At 61.4% G+C, this 17,743-nt stretch carries 17 protein-coding genes and 1 tRNA gene; 9 read left to right on the top strand and 9 right to left on the bottom strand.

What is annotated here, in order from left to right; all coding sequences use genetic code 11:
• Window positions 1-29: 29 nt before the first annotated feature.
• Window positions 30-1,370, bottom strand: a complete 1,341-nt coding sequence (locus AC1RQ5_RS23590; protein ID WP_493202185.1) for a TadE/TadG family type IV pilus assembly protein — start codon at window positions 1,368-1,370, stop codon at window positions 30-32.
• 385 nt (window positions 1,371-1,755) lie between these two features.
• Entirely contained in the window at window positions 1,756-1,995 is a 240-nt protein-coding gene (locus AC1RQ5_RS23585; protein ID WP_493202183.1) for a hypothetical protein, read from the bottom strand.
• A 625-nt stretch (window positions 1,996-2,620) separates the two neighbouring features.
• Between AC1RQ5_RS23585 and AC1RQ5_RS23580 the strand changes: the two genes are divergently transcribed.
• Both AC1RQ5_RS23580 and AC1RQ5_RS23575 read left to right on the top strand, forming a co-directional pair.
• The gene (locus AC1RQ5_RS23580; RefSeq protein WP_398480791.1) at window positions 2,621-2,962 is read left to right on the top strand and encodes a hypothetical protein; all 342 of its coding nucleotides are present in this window, start codon (window positions 2,621-2,623) and stop codon (window positions 2,960-2,962) included.
• A gap of 117 nt (window positions 2,963-3,079) precedes the next feature.
• The gene (locus AC1RQ5_RS23575; RefSeq protein WP_493202181.1) at window positions 3,080-3,574 is read left to right on the top strand and encodes a hypothetical protein; all 495 of its coding nucleotides are present in this window, start codon (window positions 3,080-3,082) and stop codon (window positions 3,572-3,574) included.
• A 239-nt stretch (window positions 3,575-3,813) separates the two neighbouring features.
• Here the strand turns inward: AC1RQ5_RS23575 and rpoH are convergent, their stop codons facing one another.
• Both rpoH and AC1RQ5_RS23565 read right to left on the bottom strand, forming a co-directional pair.
• The gene (rpoH, locus tag AC1RQ5_RS23570; protein WP_398480787.1) at window positions 3,814-4,713 is read right to left on the bottom strand and encodes an RNA polymerase sigma factor RpoH; all 900 of its coding nucleotides are present in this window, start codon (window positions 4,711-4,713) and stop codon (window positions 3,814-3,816) included.
• A gap of 213 nt (window positions 4,714-4,926) precedes the next feature.
• A complete protein-coding gene (locus AC1RQ5_RS23565; protein ID WP_398480785.1) occupies window positions 4,927-5,937 on the bottom strand; it encodes an RluA family pseudouridine synthase in 1,011 nt (336 codons plus the stop codon).
• A 31-nt stretch (window positions 5,938-5,968) separates the two neighbouring features.
• On the opposite strand from AC1RQ5_RS23565, the gene AC1RQ5_RS23560 reads away from it, so the two are divergent.
• Window positions 5,969-6,307: a hypothetical protein gene (locus AC1RQ5_RS23560; protein WP_398480783.1), complete on the top strand. Its 339-nt coding sequence runs from the start codon at window positions 5,969-5,971 to the stop codon at window positions 6,305-6,307.
• Between the two features lie 46 nt (window positions 6,308-6,353).
• On the opposite strand, the gene AC1RQ5_RS23555 is transcribed toward AC1RQ5_RS23560, so the two are convergent.
• Window positions 6,354-6,428, bottom strand: a tRNA-Glu gene (locus AC1RQ5_RS23555).
• A gap of 146 nt (window positions 6,429-6,574) precedes the next feature.
• Between AC1RQ5_RS23555 and AC1RQ5_RS23550 the strand changes: the two genes are divergently transcribed.
• From AC1RQ5_RS23550 to AC1RQ5_RS23530, 5 genes are all read left to right on the top strand, one after another.
• Window positions 6,575-6,979, top strand: coding sequence for a carboxymuconolactone decarboxylase family protein (locus AC1RQ5_RS23550; protein ID WP_398480781.1), 405 nt, complete (start codon window positions 6,575-6,577; stop codon window positions 6,977-6,979).
• A 36-nt stretch (window positions 6,980-7,015) separates the two neighbouring features.
• Window positions 7,016-7,258, top strand: coding sequence for a DUF1272 domain-containing protein (locus tag AC1RQ5_RS23545; RefSeq protein ID WP_493203534.1), 243 nt, complete (start codon window positions 7,016-7,018; stop codon window positions 7,256-7,258).
• A gap of 119 nt (window positions 7,259-7,377) precedes the next feature.
• Complete coding sequence (locus AC1RQ5_RS23540; RefSeq protein WP_493202178.1) at window positions 7,378-8,316, top strand: 3-hydroxyacyl-CoA dehydrogenase NAD-binding domain-containing protein; 939 nt, start codon at window positions 7,378-7,380, stop codon at window positions 8,314-8,316.
• 4 nt (window positions 8,317-8,320) lie between these two features.
• On the top strand, window positions 8,321-9,253 hold the full coding sequence (kce, locus tag AC1RQ5_RS23535) for a 3,5-dioxohexanoate:acetyl-CoA acetone transferase (protein WP_493202177.1): 933 nt from the start codon (window positions 8,321-8,323) through the stop codon (window positions 9,251-9,253).
• 299 nt (window positions 9,254-9,552) lie between these two features.
• On the top strand, window positions 9,553-12,696 hold the full coding sequence (locus AC1RQ5_RS23530; protein ID WP_493202175.1) for a glycoside hydrolase family 113: 3,144 nt from the start codon (window positions 9,553-9,555) through the stop codon (window positions 12,694-12,696).
• Between the two features lie 21 nt (window positions 12,697-12,717).
• Here the strand turns inward: AC1RQ5_RS23530 and AC1RQ5_RS23525 are convergent, their stop codons facing one another.
• From AC1RQ5_RS23525 to AC1RQ5_RS23510, 4 genes are all read right to left on the bottom strand, one after another.
• Window positions 12,718-13,122 carry a hypothetical protein gene (locus tag AC1RQ5_RS23525; RefSeq protein ID WP_493202174.1) on the bottom strand — a complete coding sequence of 135 codons (405 nt, stop codon included), beginning with the start codon at window positions 13,120-13,122 and terminating at the stop codon, window positions 12,718-12,720.
• Window positions 13,119-14,291 carry a glycosyltransferase family 4 protein gene (locus AC1RQ5_RS23520; protein ID WP_493202173.1) on the bottom strand — a complete coding sequence of 391 codons (1,173 nt, stop codon included), beginning with the start codon at window positions 14,289-14,291 and terminating at the stop codon, window positions 13,119-13,121. The genes AC1RQ5_RS23525 and AC1RQ5_RS23520 overlap by 4 nt, the downstream gene beginning before the upstream one ends.
• Before the next feature lie 17 nt (window positions 14,292-14,308).
• Window positions 14,309-15,010, bottom strand: a complete 702-nt coding sequence (locus AC1RQ5_RS23515; protein ID WP_493203532.1) for a glycosyltransferase — start codon at window positions 15,008-15,010, stop codon at window positions 14,309-14,311.
• A 569-nt stretch (window positions 15,011-15,579) separates the two neighbouring features.
• Entirely contained in the window at window positions 15,580-16,425 is an 846-nt protein-coding gene (locus AC1RQ5_RS23510) for a WecB/TagA/CpsF family glycosyltransferase (RefSeq protein WP_493202171.1), read from the bottom strand.
• Window positions 16,426-16,689: 264 nt separating this feature from the next.
• Here AC1RQ5_RS23510 and AC1RQ5_RS23505 point away from each other — a divergent pair, with 264 nt between their 5' ends.
• On the top strand, window positions 16,690-17,742 hold the full coding sequence (locus AC1RQ5_RS23505) for an endo-1,4-beta-xylanase (protein WP_493202170.1): 1,053 nt from the start codon (window positions 16,690-16,692) through the stop codon (window positions 17,740-17,742).
• Window position 17,743 lies beyond the last annotated feature (1 nt).

Raw genomic sequence — 17,743 nt, 5'->3', positions numbered from 1 at the left:
CCGCGATACCGATGCGGGTGGAGGTCGCTCTATTTCGATACCCTCAATTTCGTCAGAGAGGTCCCGATCGAGTTGAACGTCGATATCACCTGCGACGCATCCGTCAACATGAAGAAGTTGCTGCTGCCGCTGGCGCAGGATTGCAGGATTGTCGATGTCGGGTCGCCGCCGGTATTGACCTGGATCGTGTAGATGGTGACGCCGGCCGCCTTGATGTTGTCGCACAGCAATTGCTGCCGCGCATCGACCTGCGGTGATTGTGTGCTGCCATTGCCATACCAACGGTCCATGGTGTTGAGCCCGTCCGACAGCAGTACGATGGCCTTGGTGTAAGTATAGTTGCTGTCTTCCGCCGGCGCATTGAACGGTGCGCTCTGTTGCAGCGTCTGCCAGGCCCAGACCAGGCCGATCGGCTGATTGGTGCCGCCCAGCGGCGTCATCGCGCTGACGGTGGATTTCAGCGAGCTCCAGCTATAGCTCAATGGCGCGATCGGTGTCGGACAATAGGACGACTGGTCGGCGGGATAATAGGTCGCCGTCGAGGTCGGTGCAGTGACCTGCACGTCGTAGCTTTGCGTGCGGTCCATCACGCAGCCGTTCCAGGTGCTGGTGCTGTTATTGCTGGAACCGCAGATCATGGTCTGGTTGCGCGCATTGTATTTCGTGCTGCAGGTCCAGCCCTCCTCGATGCTGCCGGAGGTGGACCAGTTCGACCAGTCGATATAGCCGCTGTTTTTGTAGCCGGTGCCGAAATTGACGACGTTGGCGAATGGCACGATGGAGACATAGACGTCGCCATTGTTGGTGGCTGCGGCGCTGAGCTGGTCGATCAGGTTGTTGGTCGCGGTCTTCAGGGCCGACATCTTGCCGCTGTCGGACATCGAGCCGGTATTGTCGAGCGCCAGCGCCACGCGCAATTTGGTGGTGCCCCAGGTGGTGGTCGATGCCGCCGTCAGTTGGAATGACGGAAAGCCGATCACGCGCAGGAATGCGGTCTGGATCGTGCCGCTGCTGGACGATGTGATCTGCGATCCCGTCGTCGCATTGTTGGTATAGGCGGCGGTCACGGTGACGCCGCTGATATCGGCATTGGTGAACTGCGCGTTGAAATAGTTGAGCAGGCCGGAGGTGATCGCAGCATTGCTCATGGTGCCGGCCGCGTCGTCCTTGGCGATCATCAGCGTCGCCGCATCGAGGATCGTCTGCATCCGGCTGCGCGCCGCAGTCGCGCGGGAATAATCGACGGCGGCGCCGACGAAGCCGATCATCGGCAGCAGTGCGATGGCAAAGATCACGGCGACATTGCCGCTCTCCGCGCGGCGGAAGCGATGGGTCAGCGACAGCAAATAGCGGCAAACAACGGCGATCATCATGCGATCCTCGACAGGCGGGATCGACGGTGCGGCGACAAACTAAATCGTGGGTAAAAGCTTCCGCGGCAATTGTTTCGCGATATGTCGAAGCAAATGGCGGCAGCGCCTTGCCAGGATACCGCTATTGAATGTCGAGCATCATAAAGCCGGCGGAATCCAGAAGTTACGAAAGCCGTGGATGGTCGGCGTTGCGACAATGCCTGACAAACTCAGACATAAATCTCCTGATGCGCGTTGCAGTGATGGGGCTGCCGGTTACCGGCACGGGCAGCCGTAGGGCGGATTAGCGAAGCATCGTCCGCCGTGGATGTTTGTGAAAGCGCTCTAGCGTTCCTACAAACACCGCCGGCGGATGACGGCTTCGCCTTATCCGCCCTACGGTTCAGCGCTGCCGCGCGCGCGAAGCCGCATGCCACTGCGACAGATAGTAGATGAACGCGATCCACAGCACCGCGCCCGGCGCGAGGAATGCGAGCAGGACGACGTAATAGTCGCCGCCATAGGGCCACCAATCCGCAAAGAACGCGCCGGCGATCACGATCGCGACGCCCAGCACAACAGCGCACATGTCCCGCCAGCTCAGCCGCGAGACCCGCCATATGAAATCGATGAAGTCCATCATCGCGAGCAGACCGTTGTCATTGAGAGCGGCCGAGGGAATGACCGGTGATACGCAAGGTAGTCCGCCAATGGTTAAAGGGCAGGGTGCGGAGGCTGCGCGACGCAAACCCGCCCATTGAAAATAATCCTTGACGAAATTCCCGCCCTAGACAATATTCCCATCCATCCCCTCCCTCGGTGAGGGGCGTGACCGGGACGCCGGGAGCGCGGTTGGGGATGTGGCGCCTGCGGGCGGGAGGGAGACGTTCCCTCACGCACTCGGGAGGTCTCGGGTCACCGTCCGGCCCCACTATGGGGGTCTGCCGCTAGCGCGGCTGGACGTGGCATCGGCGACAGGCAGGAAACTGCCGGACCCTGCGGGGTCAACAGCCTTTGCCCGGAAGAACGGTCCTGGGGACAGAAATCGCCACGGTGGAGCGTCGAAAGGCGTTCCGCGGCTTTGCTCTTCCGGCGATCCGGAAGATTGAGGTCGCGGCACTTGCTAAAGCTGCGCCTTTCGGCGCTCCGCCTCCCTTATTTCGGGAGGCACATTGAGACCGCCACTCACGCGCTGATGCGCGGGCGCCGCAGGCGCGTGGCCGTCAGCCAACTCACTCACATCATCATCGCAACGAAGGAGAGGTCACATGCTCGTTTCACATGCCGAGGCCAGAATATTGAAGCGCCGCCGTCGGGCGCAGCATGATCGCTTGGCCAAGGAGGACACAGATGCGGTGCGCGCCGTCTGCGTCGATCGGGCGACCCGGATCATATCCGACAAGATCGGGGCCTATCAGGCTTGCCCGTCAGCGAAATGCCGGCGACGGCGCAACTGTATCGGTGAGCAGCTTCGCTGCAGCCCGATCATTCATGCGCATGGCAAATACGATATCGGCCGCACCGCCGAGCGAATCTTCTGGGACACGCTCGACAGGTTCGATGATGGCCGGCCGATCGAAATCCATGCAGGCGATGGCGGCATGGCATGAATTCGTTAACCGGCCCGACGACGCGCATGCGCGGTGCAGTGACACCGCGCGCCGGGACAGCTAGAACCAAGCATCGAGACGCGCGGATGATCATGCGCGCTGGCAAGGGGAATGACGATGCGTGCGATCACGATGCCGGCCTTGAAGACAGTGCTTGTTCGTCCGCGCGCGGTCGCATTTGCGGCGATCGCGGTGCTGGCGCTGCTGGATGTCTCGCTGCTGATCGCGCGCGAGGCGCCGAGCGTGCCGTCGCTGCAGAAGCTCGGCTTCGACATGGAATCCGCCGGCTTCAAGCCGCGCTTCGCCAACGATGCCGCGGGCAAACTGGCGCTGAGCAAGCTGCCATCCTATCGCTTCGTGGTGCACAACACGCCGAAGGGCCCGCGCTATCTGTTTGCGGATCCCGCGAAATGCATGTGCACCTTCGTCGGCACGCGCGACAACTATCTCAACTATCAGGACCTCGTGCGCAACGGCTTGCCGCAGGCGGATTACGTGTCCCCGGACTACAAGACGCAGGCGAGCGCGCTGCTGGCCGACGATCCGATCCAGTCCGACAGCGTGTATTGGGAACCCGACAGCATCTCGGATGCGTTCAACGATTATTGGTAGCAGCGGCGGCAGCTGTATCTCTCACTGTCGTCCCCGCAAAAGCGGGGACCCATAGCCTCCGAGCTTCGGCTCTTGCCGTAAATTCTCGTAAGGCTTCTACACAGCCGCACCGCATTGACGCAGTGTATGGGTCCCCGCTTTCGCGGGGACGACATCGGAGTGTATGGGCGCCAATCACCCAACAAAAAAGCCGGCGTTTCCGCCGGCTTTCGTGGTCTAGCTGTCCGCTGTCACACCACTCAGTGCGCAGCTTCCATCGCAGCGGCTTCCGCCTTGGCGATCGTGCCCTTGACCGCCGTCTGCACCTTCTCAAAGGCGCGGACTTCGATCTGGCGGACACGCTCGCGCGAGACGCCGAACTCGCTGGCGAGATCTTCCAGCGTCATCGGTTCATCGGCGAGGCGACGGGCCTCGAAGATGCGCCGTTCGCGCGGGTTGAGCACGCCGATCGCACCGGTCAGCGCCTGGCGGCGATGATCGAACTCTTCGTGCTCCGCCAGAATGGCTTCCTGGTTGGGCGAGTTATCGACCAGCCAGTCCTGCCATTCGCCGGCTTCGCCGTCGTCACGGATCGGTGCGTTGAGCGACGCGTCACCACCGAGGCGGCGGTTCATGTCGATCACGTCCTGTTCCGTCACGCCGAGACGCGTGGCGATGACCTTGACCTGGTCGGGGCGAAGATCGCCTTCGTCCAGGGCCGAAATCTTGCTCTTCGCCTTGCGCAGGTTGAAGAACAGCTTCTTCTGGTTTGCGGTCGTGCCCATTTTCACGAGCGACCACGAGCGCAGGATGTACTCTTGAATCGACGCCTTGATCCACCACATGGCGTAGGTGGCCAGACGGAAGCCTTTCTCGGGCTCGAAGCGCTTCACCGCTTGCATGAGACCGACATTGCCTTCCGAGACCACTTCCGAGATCGGCAGTCCGTAGCCGCGATAGCCCATGGCGATCTTGGCGACGAGCCGCAGATGGCTGGTCACGAGGTGATGCGCCGCCGTGCGATCCTCATGTTCACGCCAACGCTTGGCGTACATGTATTCCTGCTGGGGTTCCAGCATCGGGAACTTGCGGATCTCGGCGAGGTAGCGAGAGAGACCCGATTCTCCGTTGAGAACCGGCATTGTAGCTGTACGGGCCATGATGACGCCCTCCAGATGTTCAGGCCCCCGATAGCGGCGGGCCAGGCAGCGGACGCTTGGTTAAAGCCGTCCTGGCTGCGATGTTCCGCGTCTCACTTGACGCAGGTGCAACATACACCCTTTACCGAGCGGTATGGAAGTGAATTTTCTGTCACGTTGCTGTGTGGACAGAATAAGAGTTTGATAAAACTACTTATTTTGTATGCAACTGCGTCATTCTGTCAAAGCCAGATGGCTTCGCAGGGTCGCCAAATCATCCGGAAGCTCGGCGGTCCACTCCAGAATCTCGCCTGTGCGGGGATGTTCGAGCGCCAGCAGATAGGCGTGCAGCGCCTGCCGATCGAGCGCTTCGAGCGCGGCCTTGCTTTGCGGCCCGAGCGACGAGGCCTTGGTCTTGAAATGCGGGCCGTAAACGCCGTCGCCCATCAGCGGATGCTGGATATGGGCGAGGTGCACGCGAATCTGATGGGTGCGTCCGGTCTCGAGCTGGCATTCGAGCAGCGAGGCGACGGGCCGTCCCATGCGATCAGCAAACTCTTCCAGCACAGTCCAGTGCGTCACGGCTTCACGACCGCTTTCGCGGACGGCCATTTTTTCGCGCGCGTGCGGGTGGCGATCGATGGCGGCTTCGATCGTGCCGCGCGGCCGGTTCGGCACGCCCCAGGCAAAGGCTTTGTAGCCGCGGCGCATCTCGTTGGTGCGGCCGTGATCGGCGAATTGCGCGGTCAGCGACTGATGCGCGGCGTCGTTCTTGGCGACCACCATGAGCCCGGTGGTGTCCTTGTCCAGCCGGTGCACGATGCCCGGCCGGCGCACGCCGCCGATGCCCGACAGCGACGCGCCGCAATGGGCGATCAGCGCATTCACCAGCGTGCCGGTCTCGTGGCCGGCGGCGGGATGCACGACCAGGCCCTTGGGCTTGTTGATGACGATGATGTCCTCGTCCTCGAACACGATATCGAGGGCGATGTCCTCGCCTTCCGGCTCAGCGGGCGCGGCAGGCGGGACGTCGATTGTGATCGTATCGCCGGCATTGACGTGATAAGCGGGGTCGCGCACGGCGGCGGCGTCCTGGCTGGCGCGGGTGAGGGACACCTGCCCGGCGAGGATCAGCGCCTTCAGCCGCGAGCGCGACAGCGCAGGCGCCCGCACCGCCAGCACACGATCGAGCCGGTTGGAGCCTTCGTCGCCCTGGACGGTGACGTCTACGCGCTGATCGTTCATTCCGAAAACCTTACTCTGTATCGAGACGTCAATGACCCAGCCTGCCGACGCGTTGCCCGAACCCACTGCCGACCAGGCTGCGATGATCGCCCGCGTTCGCCGCATGATGCTGATCGCCGGGCTGACCACGGCGCTCGGCGTCGGCGCCTTGCTGGTCGTGATCGGCTACCGCCTTTTCCGCAGCGAGGGAAGTGCGGTGACCTCAGCCGCGACCGCGACGCTGCCCAAGGGCGCAAAGATCGTTGCCACCGGCGCCGCCGGGGACCGTATCCTGGTGACACTGGATATTGGCGGCCGTACGGAAATCCGCACCTTCGATGCCAAGACGCTGAAGCCTGCAGGCACGCTGAGCTTTGCCAACGAGCCGTAAAACGCTCTAAAGCGCCAGCAATATCAACGATTTGCGTGAAATTGAATGGCGCTCCCTAGGGGAATCGAACCCCTGTTTCAGCCTTGAGAGGGCCGCGTCCTAACCGCTAGACGAAGGGAGCGTGTGGGCGTGCAATTAGCCGGGAATGGCGCAGGCTGCAAGTGGTCTTGCTCTGTTTGGCCACATCTCAGAACTGCGCATCCCGTACATGCAGGCGATGCCGCGCGATGGTAGAGCAGTCTCAATAGCGATCAGGAAGGATACGACATGAGCTACAATCAGACCGTCACCCTCGGCACCCTGTTCGATGACGGCCTCGCGACGCGGCGCGAAGTGCTGGGCGCGGCCTATGTCGACAAGTCGATGCAATCCACCAACGACTTCATGATGGCGTTCCAGCACATCACCACCGAATGGTGCTGGGGCTATGCCTGGAATCGCCCCGGCCTCGACAAGAAAACCCGCAGCATGCTGAATCTCGCGATGCTTACGGCGCTGAACCGCGCGCCGGAAATCAAGCTGCATACGCGTGGCGCCATCAACAATGGCCTGACCGTGGATGAGATCAAGGAAGTGCTGCTGCACGCCACCGTCTATTGCGGCATCCCGGCCGGTCTCGATGCGTTCAAGGCCGCGAACGAGACGCTCAAGGAGATGGGCAAGGTCTCGTAACAGAGCGCAACAGCCAAGAGAGAGGGAACGATCATGGTGCTGGCGATCCGACCGAATTGCGAATGCTGTGACCGTGACCTTCCCAATGGCGATCCGCAGGCGCGGATCTGCACGTTCGAATGCACCTTCTGCGCGGATTGCGCGGAGATGCGGCTCGGCGGTCGCTGCCCGAATTGCGGCGGCGATCTCGTGCTGCGGCCGACGCGTCCGGCCGGCAAGCTGGAGCGCTTTCCAGCCTCCACCGAACGCGTGACCAAGCCGCACGCGGCCTGCGCTTAAGGCCGGCGCGGGCCAGCATTGCGCGGCCGGGACATGCGGCCGCAGCAAATACGATTGCCCGTGACGATGTGACTTGTCACACTGCGAAGCAGGAAACGCTTACGCAGAGAACAAGAACAATGTCATTGATTGCACCGGATGCCGTTCGCCACATTGCTGTTGTCGGATCGGGCACCATCGGCGCCAGCTGGGCCGCGCTGTATCTCGCCCATGGCTATGACGTCACCATCTTTGATCCGCAGCCCTCTGCCGAAGCCGCGACGCATGATCTGATCGCCAATGCCTGGCAAGGGCTTGTCGCGCTCGGCGTGGCCAGTGGCGCGACACCGAAGCCTTGGCGGTTTTCCACCGATCTGGCGGAGGCCGTGCGCGATGCGGATTTCGTGCAGGAAAGTGGCCCCGAGCGTGCCGACATCAAGAAGAAACTCTATGCCGATCTCGAAGCCAGCCTGAAGCCGGGTGTTATCGTGGCCTCGAGCACGTCCGGCCTCGTGATGAGTGACTTGCAGGAAGGGCTGAAGACGCCTGAGCGTTTCGCTGTCGGCCATCCCTTCAATCCGCCGCATCTGGTGCCGCTGGTCGAGATCGTCGGCGGCAAGACCACGTCACCGGATGTGCTTGTCTGGCTCGATGCCTTCTATCGCCGTGCCGGCAAGGCGCCGATCCGGCTCAACAAGGAAGTGCCGGGTCATCTCGCCAATCGCCTGCAGGCCGCACTCTGGCGCGAGGCCGTGCATGCGGTGACCAGCGGAATCGCGAGTGTCGAGGACGTCGATACGGCGGTGTCGCAAGGACCGGGGCTGCGCTGGGCAATCATGGGGCCGCATATGATCTTCAGCCTTGCCGGCGGCGAGGGCGGCATGAAGCATTTTCTCGATCACATCGGCCCGGCCATGGAAGACTGGTGGCGCGATCTCGGCACACCGCAATTGGGGCCTGAGGTCAATGCGGCGCTGATCGGTGGCGTGGCGGAGGAAGCCGGTGCGCGCTCACGCGCCGAACTCGTCAAGCAGCGCGATGCCGCGCTGATCGCGCTCATCAAGCAGAAGAACGGGTGACATCATGCGACGGAGCAACAAGGTCATTATCAGCTGTGCGGTCACCGGTTCGATCCACACGCCCTCGATGTCGCCGCATCTGCCGGTGACACCGCAGCAGATCGCCGATCAGGCGGTCGGCGCAGTGGAAGCTGGGGCCGCCATCGTGCATTTGCACGCCCGCGTCCCGGATAGCGGACGCCCGACCCAGGACAAGGACATCTACGCAAAGTTCCTGCCGGAGATCCGCGATCGCTGCGACGGCATCATCAATATCACCACTGGCGCCGGTCTCGGCATGACCATGGACGAGCGCCTCGCTGCAGCGAACTGGGCCAGGCCCGAGATCGCCTCGATGAATATGGGCTCGTTCAATTTCAACATTTCCGGCGCCGCCAGTCGCTTCAAGGACTTCCAGCACGACTGGGAGCGGCCTTATCTCGAAGGCACCACCGACTTCATCCTGTCCAATACCTTTTCACAGATCGAGCGCGGCATGCGCGAGCTCGGCGATCACGGCACGCGGTTCGAATTCGAATGCTATGATGTCGGCCATCTCTACAATCTCGCGCATTTCGTCGGCCGCGGATTGGTGAAGCCGCCTTTCTTCGTGCAATGCATTTTCGGCATTCTGGGCGGCATCGGCCCGGATCCCGAAAACCTCATGCATATGAAGTCCACGGCCGATCGGCTGTTTGGCAATGACTATTATCTGTCGGTGCTGGGCGCGGGGCGTCATCAGTTCCCGCTGGTGACCATGTCGGCGATCCTTGGTGGCAATGTCCGCGTCGGCCTCGAGGATAATCTCTATCTCGGCCGTGGTGAACTTGCGACATCGAACGGCGCGCAGGTCGCAAAGATCCGCGGGATCCTCGAAGGTCTTTCGCTGGAAATCGCAACGCCTGATGAAGCGCGGCAGATGCTGCAGACCAAAGGCAAGCGCAACGTCGGCTTCTGACAATCGGACGAATCGAGTTTTCTTTTCAGGCCGGCGTAGTGATCTGCGCCGGCCTTTGTCGTTGTCGTGGAAATCCCACGCGAGCTCATATGGCGTAACTACAAATCTGCATCATATCGCAGCAGATGCGTTGTTCCTTTGCAGGAACCGCAGCAGCTCTGTTGCTGAGATCACGCAGTCGCACATCATCTGCAGATACGATTTGAAATTCCACTTCCATAAAACTTTGGATCGGTCTCTTAAGGCCGCCGTTAATTCATTGCGTTAAGCGTCCGACAAACCGGATCGGAGATTATTTCGTGGCAAACCTTTTTGAAGTGCAGGGCTTCGGCGCATTGTCGGAGTGGAACGGACAATTCGCCAGCGCATCAGCAGCGCAGCAGTTTCAGCAGATCGCAGCGCTTGGTTCCAATTCGGTGAGTCTCACCGCGCGCATCTGGAGCGACAACAAGACGACAAGCGACGTGTTCGCGCATCCCGGCAAGACCGAAAGCGATGCGAGCCTGCTTGCAGGTTTCAAGGCGGCGGAGGCCGCAGGATTGAACGTCGTGTTCAAGGCGGCGATCTCGCCACTCGATGGCACGGGTTCCATGACGCTGTCGCCGAGCAATATCAGCGCATTCTTCGCATCTTACAAAGCCGAGATCGTACGTCTCGCGGAGATCGCGCAGCAGGGCGGCGTCGATACATTTGTCATCGGCAATGAGATGAGCAGCCTGACTGGCAGCGCCTATCGTGGTTACTGGACCGACATCATCTCCTCGGTACGTCAGGTCTATCAGGGGGAACTCAGCTATTCGGCTGCCACCGACGAAGCCTTGAAGGTCAGTTTCTGGGATCAGCTCGACATCATCGGCGTCAACACCTATCCGCCGCTGACCTCCAGCATCACGCCGACGGTGCAGGAGATGATCAATGCCTGGACCGAGGTTCCGTACAATCCCTATTACGCAGCTGCCTTCGACTACAAGTCGCCGGTGGATTTCCTGCATTCGCTGTCGGAGACCTATGGCAAGCAGGTGCTGATGACTGAAGCCGGCTTCCGCAGCATGGACGGCACGGCGATGCGTCCGGGTTCTTGGACCGCCAATGCGCCGGCCGATGTGGCGGAACAAGCCGATGCCTATAACGCCTTCTTCCAGGTCTGGAGCGCCCATGGCGGCAGCTGGATGAAGGGCGTCGAGTTGTGGCAGTGGGATCTCAACGGCAAATATAACGAGACCGGCTATTCGCCCATGGGCAAGCCGGCTGAAGCGATCGTCGCGCAATACTTCAAGGGCAATGGCACGAGCCTCGACCTGAACATCACGGGATCGGCGATCAATGACGTGATCGATCTCGGCCGCGGCAATGACACGATCAATGCCGGCCTCGGCAACGACGTCATCTATGGCGGCGATGGCAATGACGTGATCATCGGCGGGCCGTCGACTCAGGCCAAGCTCGTCACCACGACCATCACGCTGACCGGCTACGGAACAGCGGCTTCGGGAGTCAATGCGCAGGCCCAAGTGCTGGTCAACGGACAGCCGGTGACGGGGCTCCTGGAATTCAAGCCCGCCACCGATCCGTCAGGCTACCAGACCTACACGATCACCTTCGCCAATCCCGATCAGTTCACGAGCCTCGATATCTCGCTGATGAATTCGGCGCCGGGCCGTGCGCTTCATTTCAAGGACATCATCATCAATGGTGTGGCGGTGGCCCCGAAGGATGTCATCAATGCCAGCGCGCAGGGATCGTTCGATCTCTATGTCCGCAGTATCCATGTGGATGCCGCCGCGCATCAGGATTGGTTCTTCGGCGCCAATAGTGACAATGACATCATCTATGGCGGCGCCGGCAACGACACCATCACCGGCGGCATCGGCAATGACGTAATCGACGGCGGCGACGGGATCGATACGGCCGTGTTTTCCGGCAAGGCGGCGGATTACAAGATCTCTTTCGTCAATGGCCAGATCGTCGTCACCGACAGCGTCGCCGCGCGCGATGGTACCGATCGCATCACCAATGTCGAATATTTCAAGTTTGCCGATGCGACCATCAGCACCGCCGGATTTCTGGCAAGCCAGTCGGCGCTTTCGAAAGGCGCGGAATATCAGGCGCTGGCCTCCAACGGCACCGCGGTCACCAGCGAGACCTTCCGCCACGCCGATGGCTCGCGTGATGTCTATACCCGCGACATCGCCGGCAAGAGCTACACGTCCGAGCACAGCGTGATCGCGTCCGGTGGCAAGACCCAGCTGGTCGAACGCTTTTACAGCGACGGCGACATGGCCTTTCGCCAGATCGTGAATGGCGACGGGTCGGTGTCGTCCAGCGACTATGATGGCGATGGCCACCTCACCAAACTGCTGACCAGTTTTTCGGACAGCTCGTTCCAGCAGTTCACATTCAACGCGGCAGGCTTTCAGACCAACATCACCACGCGCAATGCGGATGGCACCCGCGATATCCGCGATTACGGCATCACCGGACAGGACTATACGTCCCGTCATACGGTCACCGACACATCCGGCAAGAGTGTGCTGATCGAAGGCTTCCACAGCGATGGCACGCTGGCGATGAAGCAGACGGTGGACGCCGCCGGCACCAAGACGTTGGCCCAGTATGATGCCGCCGGCCATCTGTCGCAGCAGACCGTCACCAAGACCGACGGCTCCTTCGTGCAGACCGCCTACAAGCTCGATGGCGGCGTCACCAGTCAGACCATCCGCAGCGCCGACGGCATGCGCGACACCATGACCTATGATATCGTCGGCAAGGCGTATACGACCGAGCATGTGGTGCGCGATGCGGCTGGCAAGAGCGTGCTGATCGAGCAATTCCACAAGGACGGCTCGCTGGCGCTGACACAGTCGGTGGACAGCGCCGGCATCAAGACGCTGGCGCAATATGACGACAGCGGCCATCTGAAAATCCAGACTGTGACGCAGGCCGATGGGGCCTATGTGCAATCGAGCTTCGCGGCCAATGGTGCGCTCACCAGCGTGACCACGCGTGGTGCCGACGGCAGCAAGAGCGTCGATACATTCGGCATCGCCGGTCAGGCCTATGTCGCCAAGCATGATGTGCTGGATGCATCAGGTCAGCGGTTGGCCACCGTGCTCGATAACAAGGACGGCTCGCACACGATGACGGCCTACAAAGCCGGAGTCACGCTGACGTCAACCAGCGATACGGACATCATGAACAGCGCTGGCGGCGACACCTTCGTGTTCAAGCAGCTGGGCGGCCACGACGTCATTAACAACTTCCACGCCGGGCAGGGCGCGAACCACGACGTCATCCAGATCGCATCTTCCATCGCCAAGGATCTGTCGCAGCTGGCCGTGCACGTGGTCGGCCACGACACCGTCATCGATCTCGGCCATGACGCGTCCATCACGCTGAAGGGCGTGACGGCGCCGTTGACGTCGCATGATGTGCTGATTGTCTAAATCTCAAAAAAGGGCCTGACCTTACATCAGGCCCTTGATCTTCTTGCAGGAGGTCACGCCCGTCGATGACAGGCTTACAATCTGCGACGTGGATTTCGCCCGCAACTGATCCTTCTTCGAGATGAAGCGGAGTGTCGCGCGCGGATTGGCGTCGCAGAAGCGGGACAGGGTCGCGGCCGTGGCGGGGATGGTGTCCTGCTTCGGGATCACGCCGATGCCGCCGTCCTTCAGGATGAAGGCGTCCTGCACACTCGGCATCGTCGCCGTGGCTTCGCAGACCTTGAACAATCCGTCATAGGTCTGCGGTGTCATCTGCAATTCGCCGGCCAGGCCGCCGAGCAGATATTCGCGGCTCTTGTTGCAGCTGCTGGCCTGCGCCGCTGTCGAAACGGCGAGCATTGCCAGCGCGAGTGCCAGTGTCCTCATGCGGATATCGCCTCGATTCGCGCAGGCGATTGCGGACGCGGCAGATGATAGGTCTCGGCCGCGCAGCGCTCCCATGACAGGTCGCGCGCATGGGCTCTTGCGCCGGCTGCAAGGCGGGCACGCAGATCGCCGTCCTCCGCGATTTGCTGGATCACGCTGGCGATCATGTCGACGCGTGGCTGCACCAGCAGGCCGGACTCGCCGGCCACGACGGCATCGGGCACTCCGCCGATATCGCTGGCAATGCTGGGCAGGCCCGCAGCGCCCGCCTCGAGATAGACGAGGCCAAAGCCCTCGACGCGACCGGAGGATTCCGGCAGGCCGGTGAGGCAGAAGAAGTCGGCGGCGCCATAGAGATCGCGGATGTCTTCATTGGACAACGCACCGAGCAGGCGTACATCGCAATCGGAGGTCTGGATCAGGCGTTTGACGTCATTCACATAGTCGGCCTCGCCCGCGGGGCCGATCACCAGCCAGGTGATACGGCGACGCAACTCATCCGGCAGCCGCGCCAGTGCTTCCAATGTGAGATGATGGCCCTTGCGGCGGGTGATCCGCGCGACGGTCACCATCACGATGCGGTCCGCATCGATCTCGCGATGGGCGCGCACAGCCGCCTGATCCTTGCGGCGGCCGGACCAGAAATCCGAGACGCCAAGGCGGATCGCATGGATGCGTCGCTCTTCGATATTGAACTTTTCCCGGAACAGATCACGGGTGAAGCGGCTATTGGCTGCCACTTCCGTGCGAGGGCCGAACACGCCGCTGCAACGGATCGCGAGGCGCTTGAGGGCTGTTTGCGTCTCGTTGATCTCGGTGCCATGCACCGTCATCAGCACCCGCGCCGGCGTGCGTCCGCGTGCGAGGGCCACGGGAATGAAGAACGGCCAGTCGGCTGCATGCACCACATCGAAGGGAGCGGCTCCGATGCGGCTGCGCGCCAGCATGATCTTGGCCGGCAGGTCGCGTGCCGAATGCAAGCCGCCACTGAAGCGGTGCACGGGAAACGGCGAGGCCAGGTCCGCGACAGACGTGTCCTCCCCATAGTCCGGTGCGACCATCGTCACCTTCGCGCCGAGTTGCGTTGCCGCGGCGGCGATCTCGCGCGCATAGGTGCCGATGCCGCCCCGCATCGGGGCGTATTCGCTGGTCAGCAGCAGGATATTCACGTCTTGAGTCCCGAGCCTCAATGTGCGGGTGACGGCGTCAGCCCGCGACCATCCTGGATCTGCTGGTGATAGGTGTAGACCCGCGCCAACTGCTTCGACGGTGTAAAGTTGGAGATGGCATCGGCCACACGCTCCGGATCGAGCGTTCGATTGTCGATGGCATTGCGGATATCCACAAACCGATCGGCCAATGCCTCCACCATCTCGTCGCGCGAATTACTGCGCGGGATCAGGTACCCGCTCTGCCCGTCGTGAATGACGGATTCAAGCTGGGGCAGATGCACGGCCACGGTGGGGCGTCCGACGGCGAGTGTTTCCAGTACGCAGCGCGGCATGCCTTCGAACTCCGACGTCAGGATTCCCGCATGTGCGCTGGCCAGAGTTGAGGCCATGCCGAGTGCATCCTTGAAGCCATGACGCACGGTAATGTCTTCGATGGCGGCGAATTCCGGGAAACGATGCGGATCGCTGGTGCCGATATAATGGAATTCCAACTTGCCATTCAGCTTCTCGCGCAGCCGCGCAATGGTGCGGAACATCAAGGGAGGATCCTTGAACTCGTCAAGACGGCCGGCAAAGATCACGCGGAATGGATCCGTGCTCTCGGCGAAAGGTTGCGGCTTGAAGATATCGGTGTTGACCCAGGTCCATAGCGTGTCGATCTTGTCTTTCTGGGACGGGTAGGTGTTCTTCAGCCGTTCGGTGATGAACGGGTTCACGCACAGGAAATGCGAACTGGTGGAGACGGCGAAGCGTTCGCCGAAATTGTGTACGAAGGAGTACTTCTTCAACAGCGAGTCCATCTGCAGCTTCGGCGCGCCCTCGCCATGCAGCATCTGCACATAGGGACGACGCAGCAGCGTCGGCAGCCAGGAGAATTCGACGCGACGCAGATCGACGGTGCAGCCCCGCTCGCGGATCAGGCGTGACACCGGAATGAAATGGCGCAGCAAAGCCGAGAAGAACTGGCCGGTGAGCGACGACCGGATCGTCTTCGCCGCTTCGCGCGCCTGCTGGTCGGTGTAGCGCAGGATCGGCAGGAAATCGAAATCGCGGCCGCGGAAGGTGAGGCGGCGGATTTCACCGAGCTTCAGGTCACCGACCGAATCGACGCCGACAAACAGAAGGTCGGTGTCATCGGGATGAAAGGTGATGAAGTCGCGGATATAGGTTTCGAGCCCGCCGACCTTCTGGCCACGCGGATCGAAGGGGTGGATCAGGCAGATCTGATAACGGCGCCTGGCAGGAGCAGCATTGCGGGCGCGCAGGCCCAGGGTCAGCGTGGACGTCATGCGGCTTTCCTTGTGCGAGGCGAGGTCAAGAAGCGGGTGCGCGCTGTGAAGATCTGCGGCAACGTGCTGGCGAGCAGGCGAGGGACCGCGGCAGCGCAGCGGGCGTAGCGCGGGGCGAGGCGGCTTGGATTGTTGAGCATGCGCCAGGCCCATTCGAGCCCGGTCTTCTGCGCGAGCATCGGTGCGCGCACCTGCGTGCCGGCAATGAAATCGAGCGATGCGCCGATGCACAGGAAACCCGTGCCATTGAGCTCATCGAGGCAGCGCGAGGCGAACACTTCCTGCTTCGGGGCGCCAAGCGCGAGGAAGCACAGCTTTGCGCCAGATGCGCGGATGCGCGCGATCGCCTCATCCGCTTCCTCGGAATAGGCACTGAAATTACGACCGGGCGCGAAGACGCCAGCGACTTCGAGCCCCGGATAGCGGCGCTTCAGCTCCGCGGCTGACTTCTCCAGCGTGGGTTCATCGGAGCCGAACAGGAAGATCGGCAGACCCTTTTCACCTGCAGCGGCGCAGAGCGGTTCCACAAGATCGGCACCGGTGGTGCGCGAGATCGGCACGCCGAGCAAACGGCTCAGCACGACGATCGGAAAGCCGTCAGCGGTGACGAAGCGGGCCCGGCGATAGGCTGCACGAAAGTCGGGCTTTTGTTGCAATTGCACGACATGATCGAGGTTCAACGTGCAGACGCTGAAATTCTCGCCCTGTTCGGCGGCATCGACGATCGATGTGACCGCTTCCGACAGCGATGACACATTGATGGTCACACCATCGACCGTGAGATTGTTACTTGCCGGATTATCTCCGGCGAAAGGTGCTTGTGAAAGCTGTGTGTCCACCATGTCGCTCCCCTGGTGACGATGCGGTCGAGTACGCTCGCATACACGCACTGTCTGCTCATCAGAGAAGCAGTGCCCGCACGCAAAGCCGAAAGACACTCTCCTCGACATGACGGACATGAAAACGAACTATTGCGACGCAACGATGGCGGTGCGGTCGCGTGATACCAGAATACGCGTGATGTCGTTTTGAATCGGTGGAGAGTGAATATGTTCGAATGCTCAAGGAGAAAGTCGCTGGCGATTCTCGCAGGCGCTACACTTGCCATGCATCACGATGCGGTCGCTGCTCCTCAAACGCAGAGCGGTGCACAGAGTCTCGGTGCGATTGCGGCGAAAAAGGGATTGCTGTTCGGCGCTGCTGCTGGACCGGTCATCGATAAAGACGTCGGATATCGTGAACTCTATACGAGTCAGACCAAGATCATCACGACTGATGTTGCACTCAAGATGGGCACGATTGCGCCACAGGCGGGCGCGTTGCGGTTCGAGGCAGGTGATCGATTGCTTCAGTTCTGTGCGAGCAACAAGATCCCCATGAGGGGCCACTGCCTGATCTGGAATGATTGGGTGCCGCAATGGATCAAATCCATGAGCGTCGATGAACGTAGAAAATTTTTCGACAGTTATATCGATCAGGTGGTGGGCCGCTATGCGGGCAAGTTGCATTCCTGGGACATCGTCAACGAGCCGTTCTGGCCGGGCCACAAGGCACCGGGCGGCTATCGGCTCGGTCCCTGGTACGATGCGTTCGGAACCGACTACATCAAACGCGCTTTCCAGCGCGCAGGGCAGGTCGATAAGACCTCGAAGTTCGTGCTCAATGAGGCGCAGACCGAGCGCGACGACGATGTCGGCCGCACCTCACGTGCGGGAATGTTGCATTTGATCGATGAATTGCAGCATGCCGGCGTGCGACTTGATGCGGTCGGCCTGCAAGGCCATCTGCAGCCGCGCTATCCGCATGATCCGCAGCGCTTCCTGGAGTTCGTTCACGCGCTCGCCGAACGGAAGATCGATATTTACATCACCGAATTCGACGTGCGCGACGATACGTTCCCCGATGATGTTGCTGCGCGGGACAAAGTGATCGCCGAAACCGGCGAAAAATTCCTCAACAGCGTGTTGCAGGTGCCGGCTGTGAAGGCGGTCATCACCTGGCAGCTGTCGGATCACTATTCATTCTACAAAGGGATCGCGTTGCAGAAGGATCCGACCACCCAGCGCCTGCCGCGGCCATTGCCTTATGATGCCGACATGCAGAAGAAGCCGCTCTGGTTCGCCATGGCGCGCGCTTTCGAGAACGCGAAGCGCGGTTAGG

This window comes from Tardiphaga sp. GW821-FHT12E02 (assembly GCF_058807155.1).
This window is presented reverse-complemented; position numbering and strand designations above follow the sequence as displayed.

Coding starts and splice junctions, on each gene's coding strand:
- AC1RQ5_RS23575 (WP_493202181.1), top strand. CDS start 3,080: ATGCGTGCGATCACGATGCCGGCCTTGAAGACAGTGCTTGTTCGTCCG.
- AC1RQ5_RS23510 (WP_493202171.1), bottom strand. CDS start 16,425: ATGGTGGACACACAGCTTTCACAAGCACCTTTCGCCGGAGATAATCCG.
- rpoH (WP_398480787.1), bottom strand. CDS start 4,713: ATGGCCCGTACAGCTACAATGCCGGTTCTCAACGGAGAATCGGGTCTC.
- AC1RQ5_RS23560 (WP_398480783.1), top strand. CDS start 5,969: ATGACCCAGCCTGCCGACGCGTTGCCCGAACCCACTGCCGACCAGGCT.
- AC1RQ5_RS23505 (WP_493202170.1), top strand. CDS start 16,690: ATGCATCACGATGCGGTCGCTGCTCCTCAAACGCAGAGCGGTGCACAG.
- AC1RQ5_RS23580 (WP_398480791.1), top strand. CDS start 2,621: ATGCTCGTTTCACATGCCGAGGCCAGAATATTGAAGCGCCGCCGTCGG.
- AC1RQ5_RS23590 (WP_493202185.1), bottom strand. CDS start 1,370: ATGATCGCCGTTGTTTGCCGCTATTTGCTGTCGCTGACCCATCGCTTC.
- AC1RQ5_RS23565 (WP_398480785.1), bottom strand. CDS start 5,937: ATGAACGATCAGCGCGTAGACGTCACCGTCCAGGGCGACGAAGGCTCC.
- AC1RQ5_RS23585 (WP_493202183.1), bottom strand. CDS start 1,995: ATGATGGACTTCATCGATTTCATATGGCGGGTCTCGCGGCTGAGCTGG.
- kce (WP_493202177.1), top strand. CDS start 8,321: ATGCGACGGAGCAACAAGGTCATTATCAGCTGTGCGGTCACCGGTTCG.
- AC1RQ5_RS23525 (WP_493202174.1), bottom strand. CDS start 13,122: ATGAGGACACTGGCACTCGCGCTGGCAATGCTCGCCGTTTCGACAGCG.
- AC1RQ5_RS23550 (WP_398480781.1), top strand. CDS start 6,575: ATGAGCTACAATCAGACCGTCACCCTCGGCACCCTGTTCGATGACGGC.
- AC1RQ5_RS23540 (WP_493202178.1), top strand. CDS start 7,378: ATGTCATTGATTGCACCGGATGCCGTTCGCCACATTGCTGTTGTCGGA.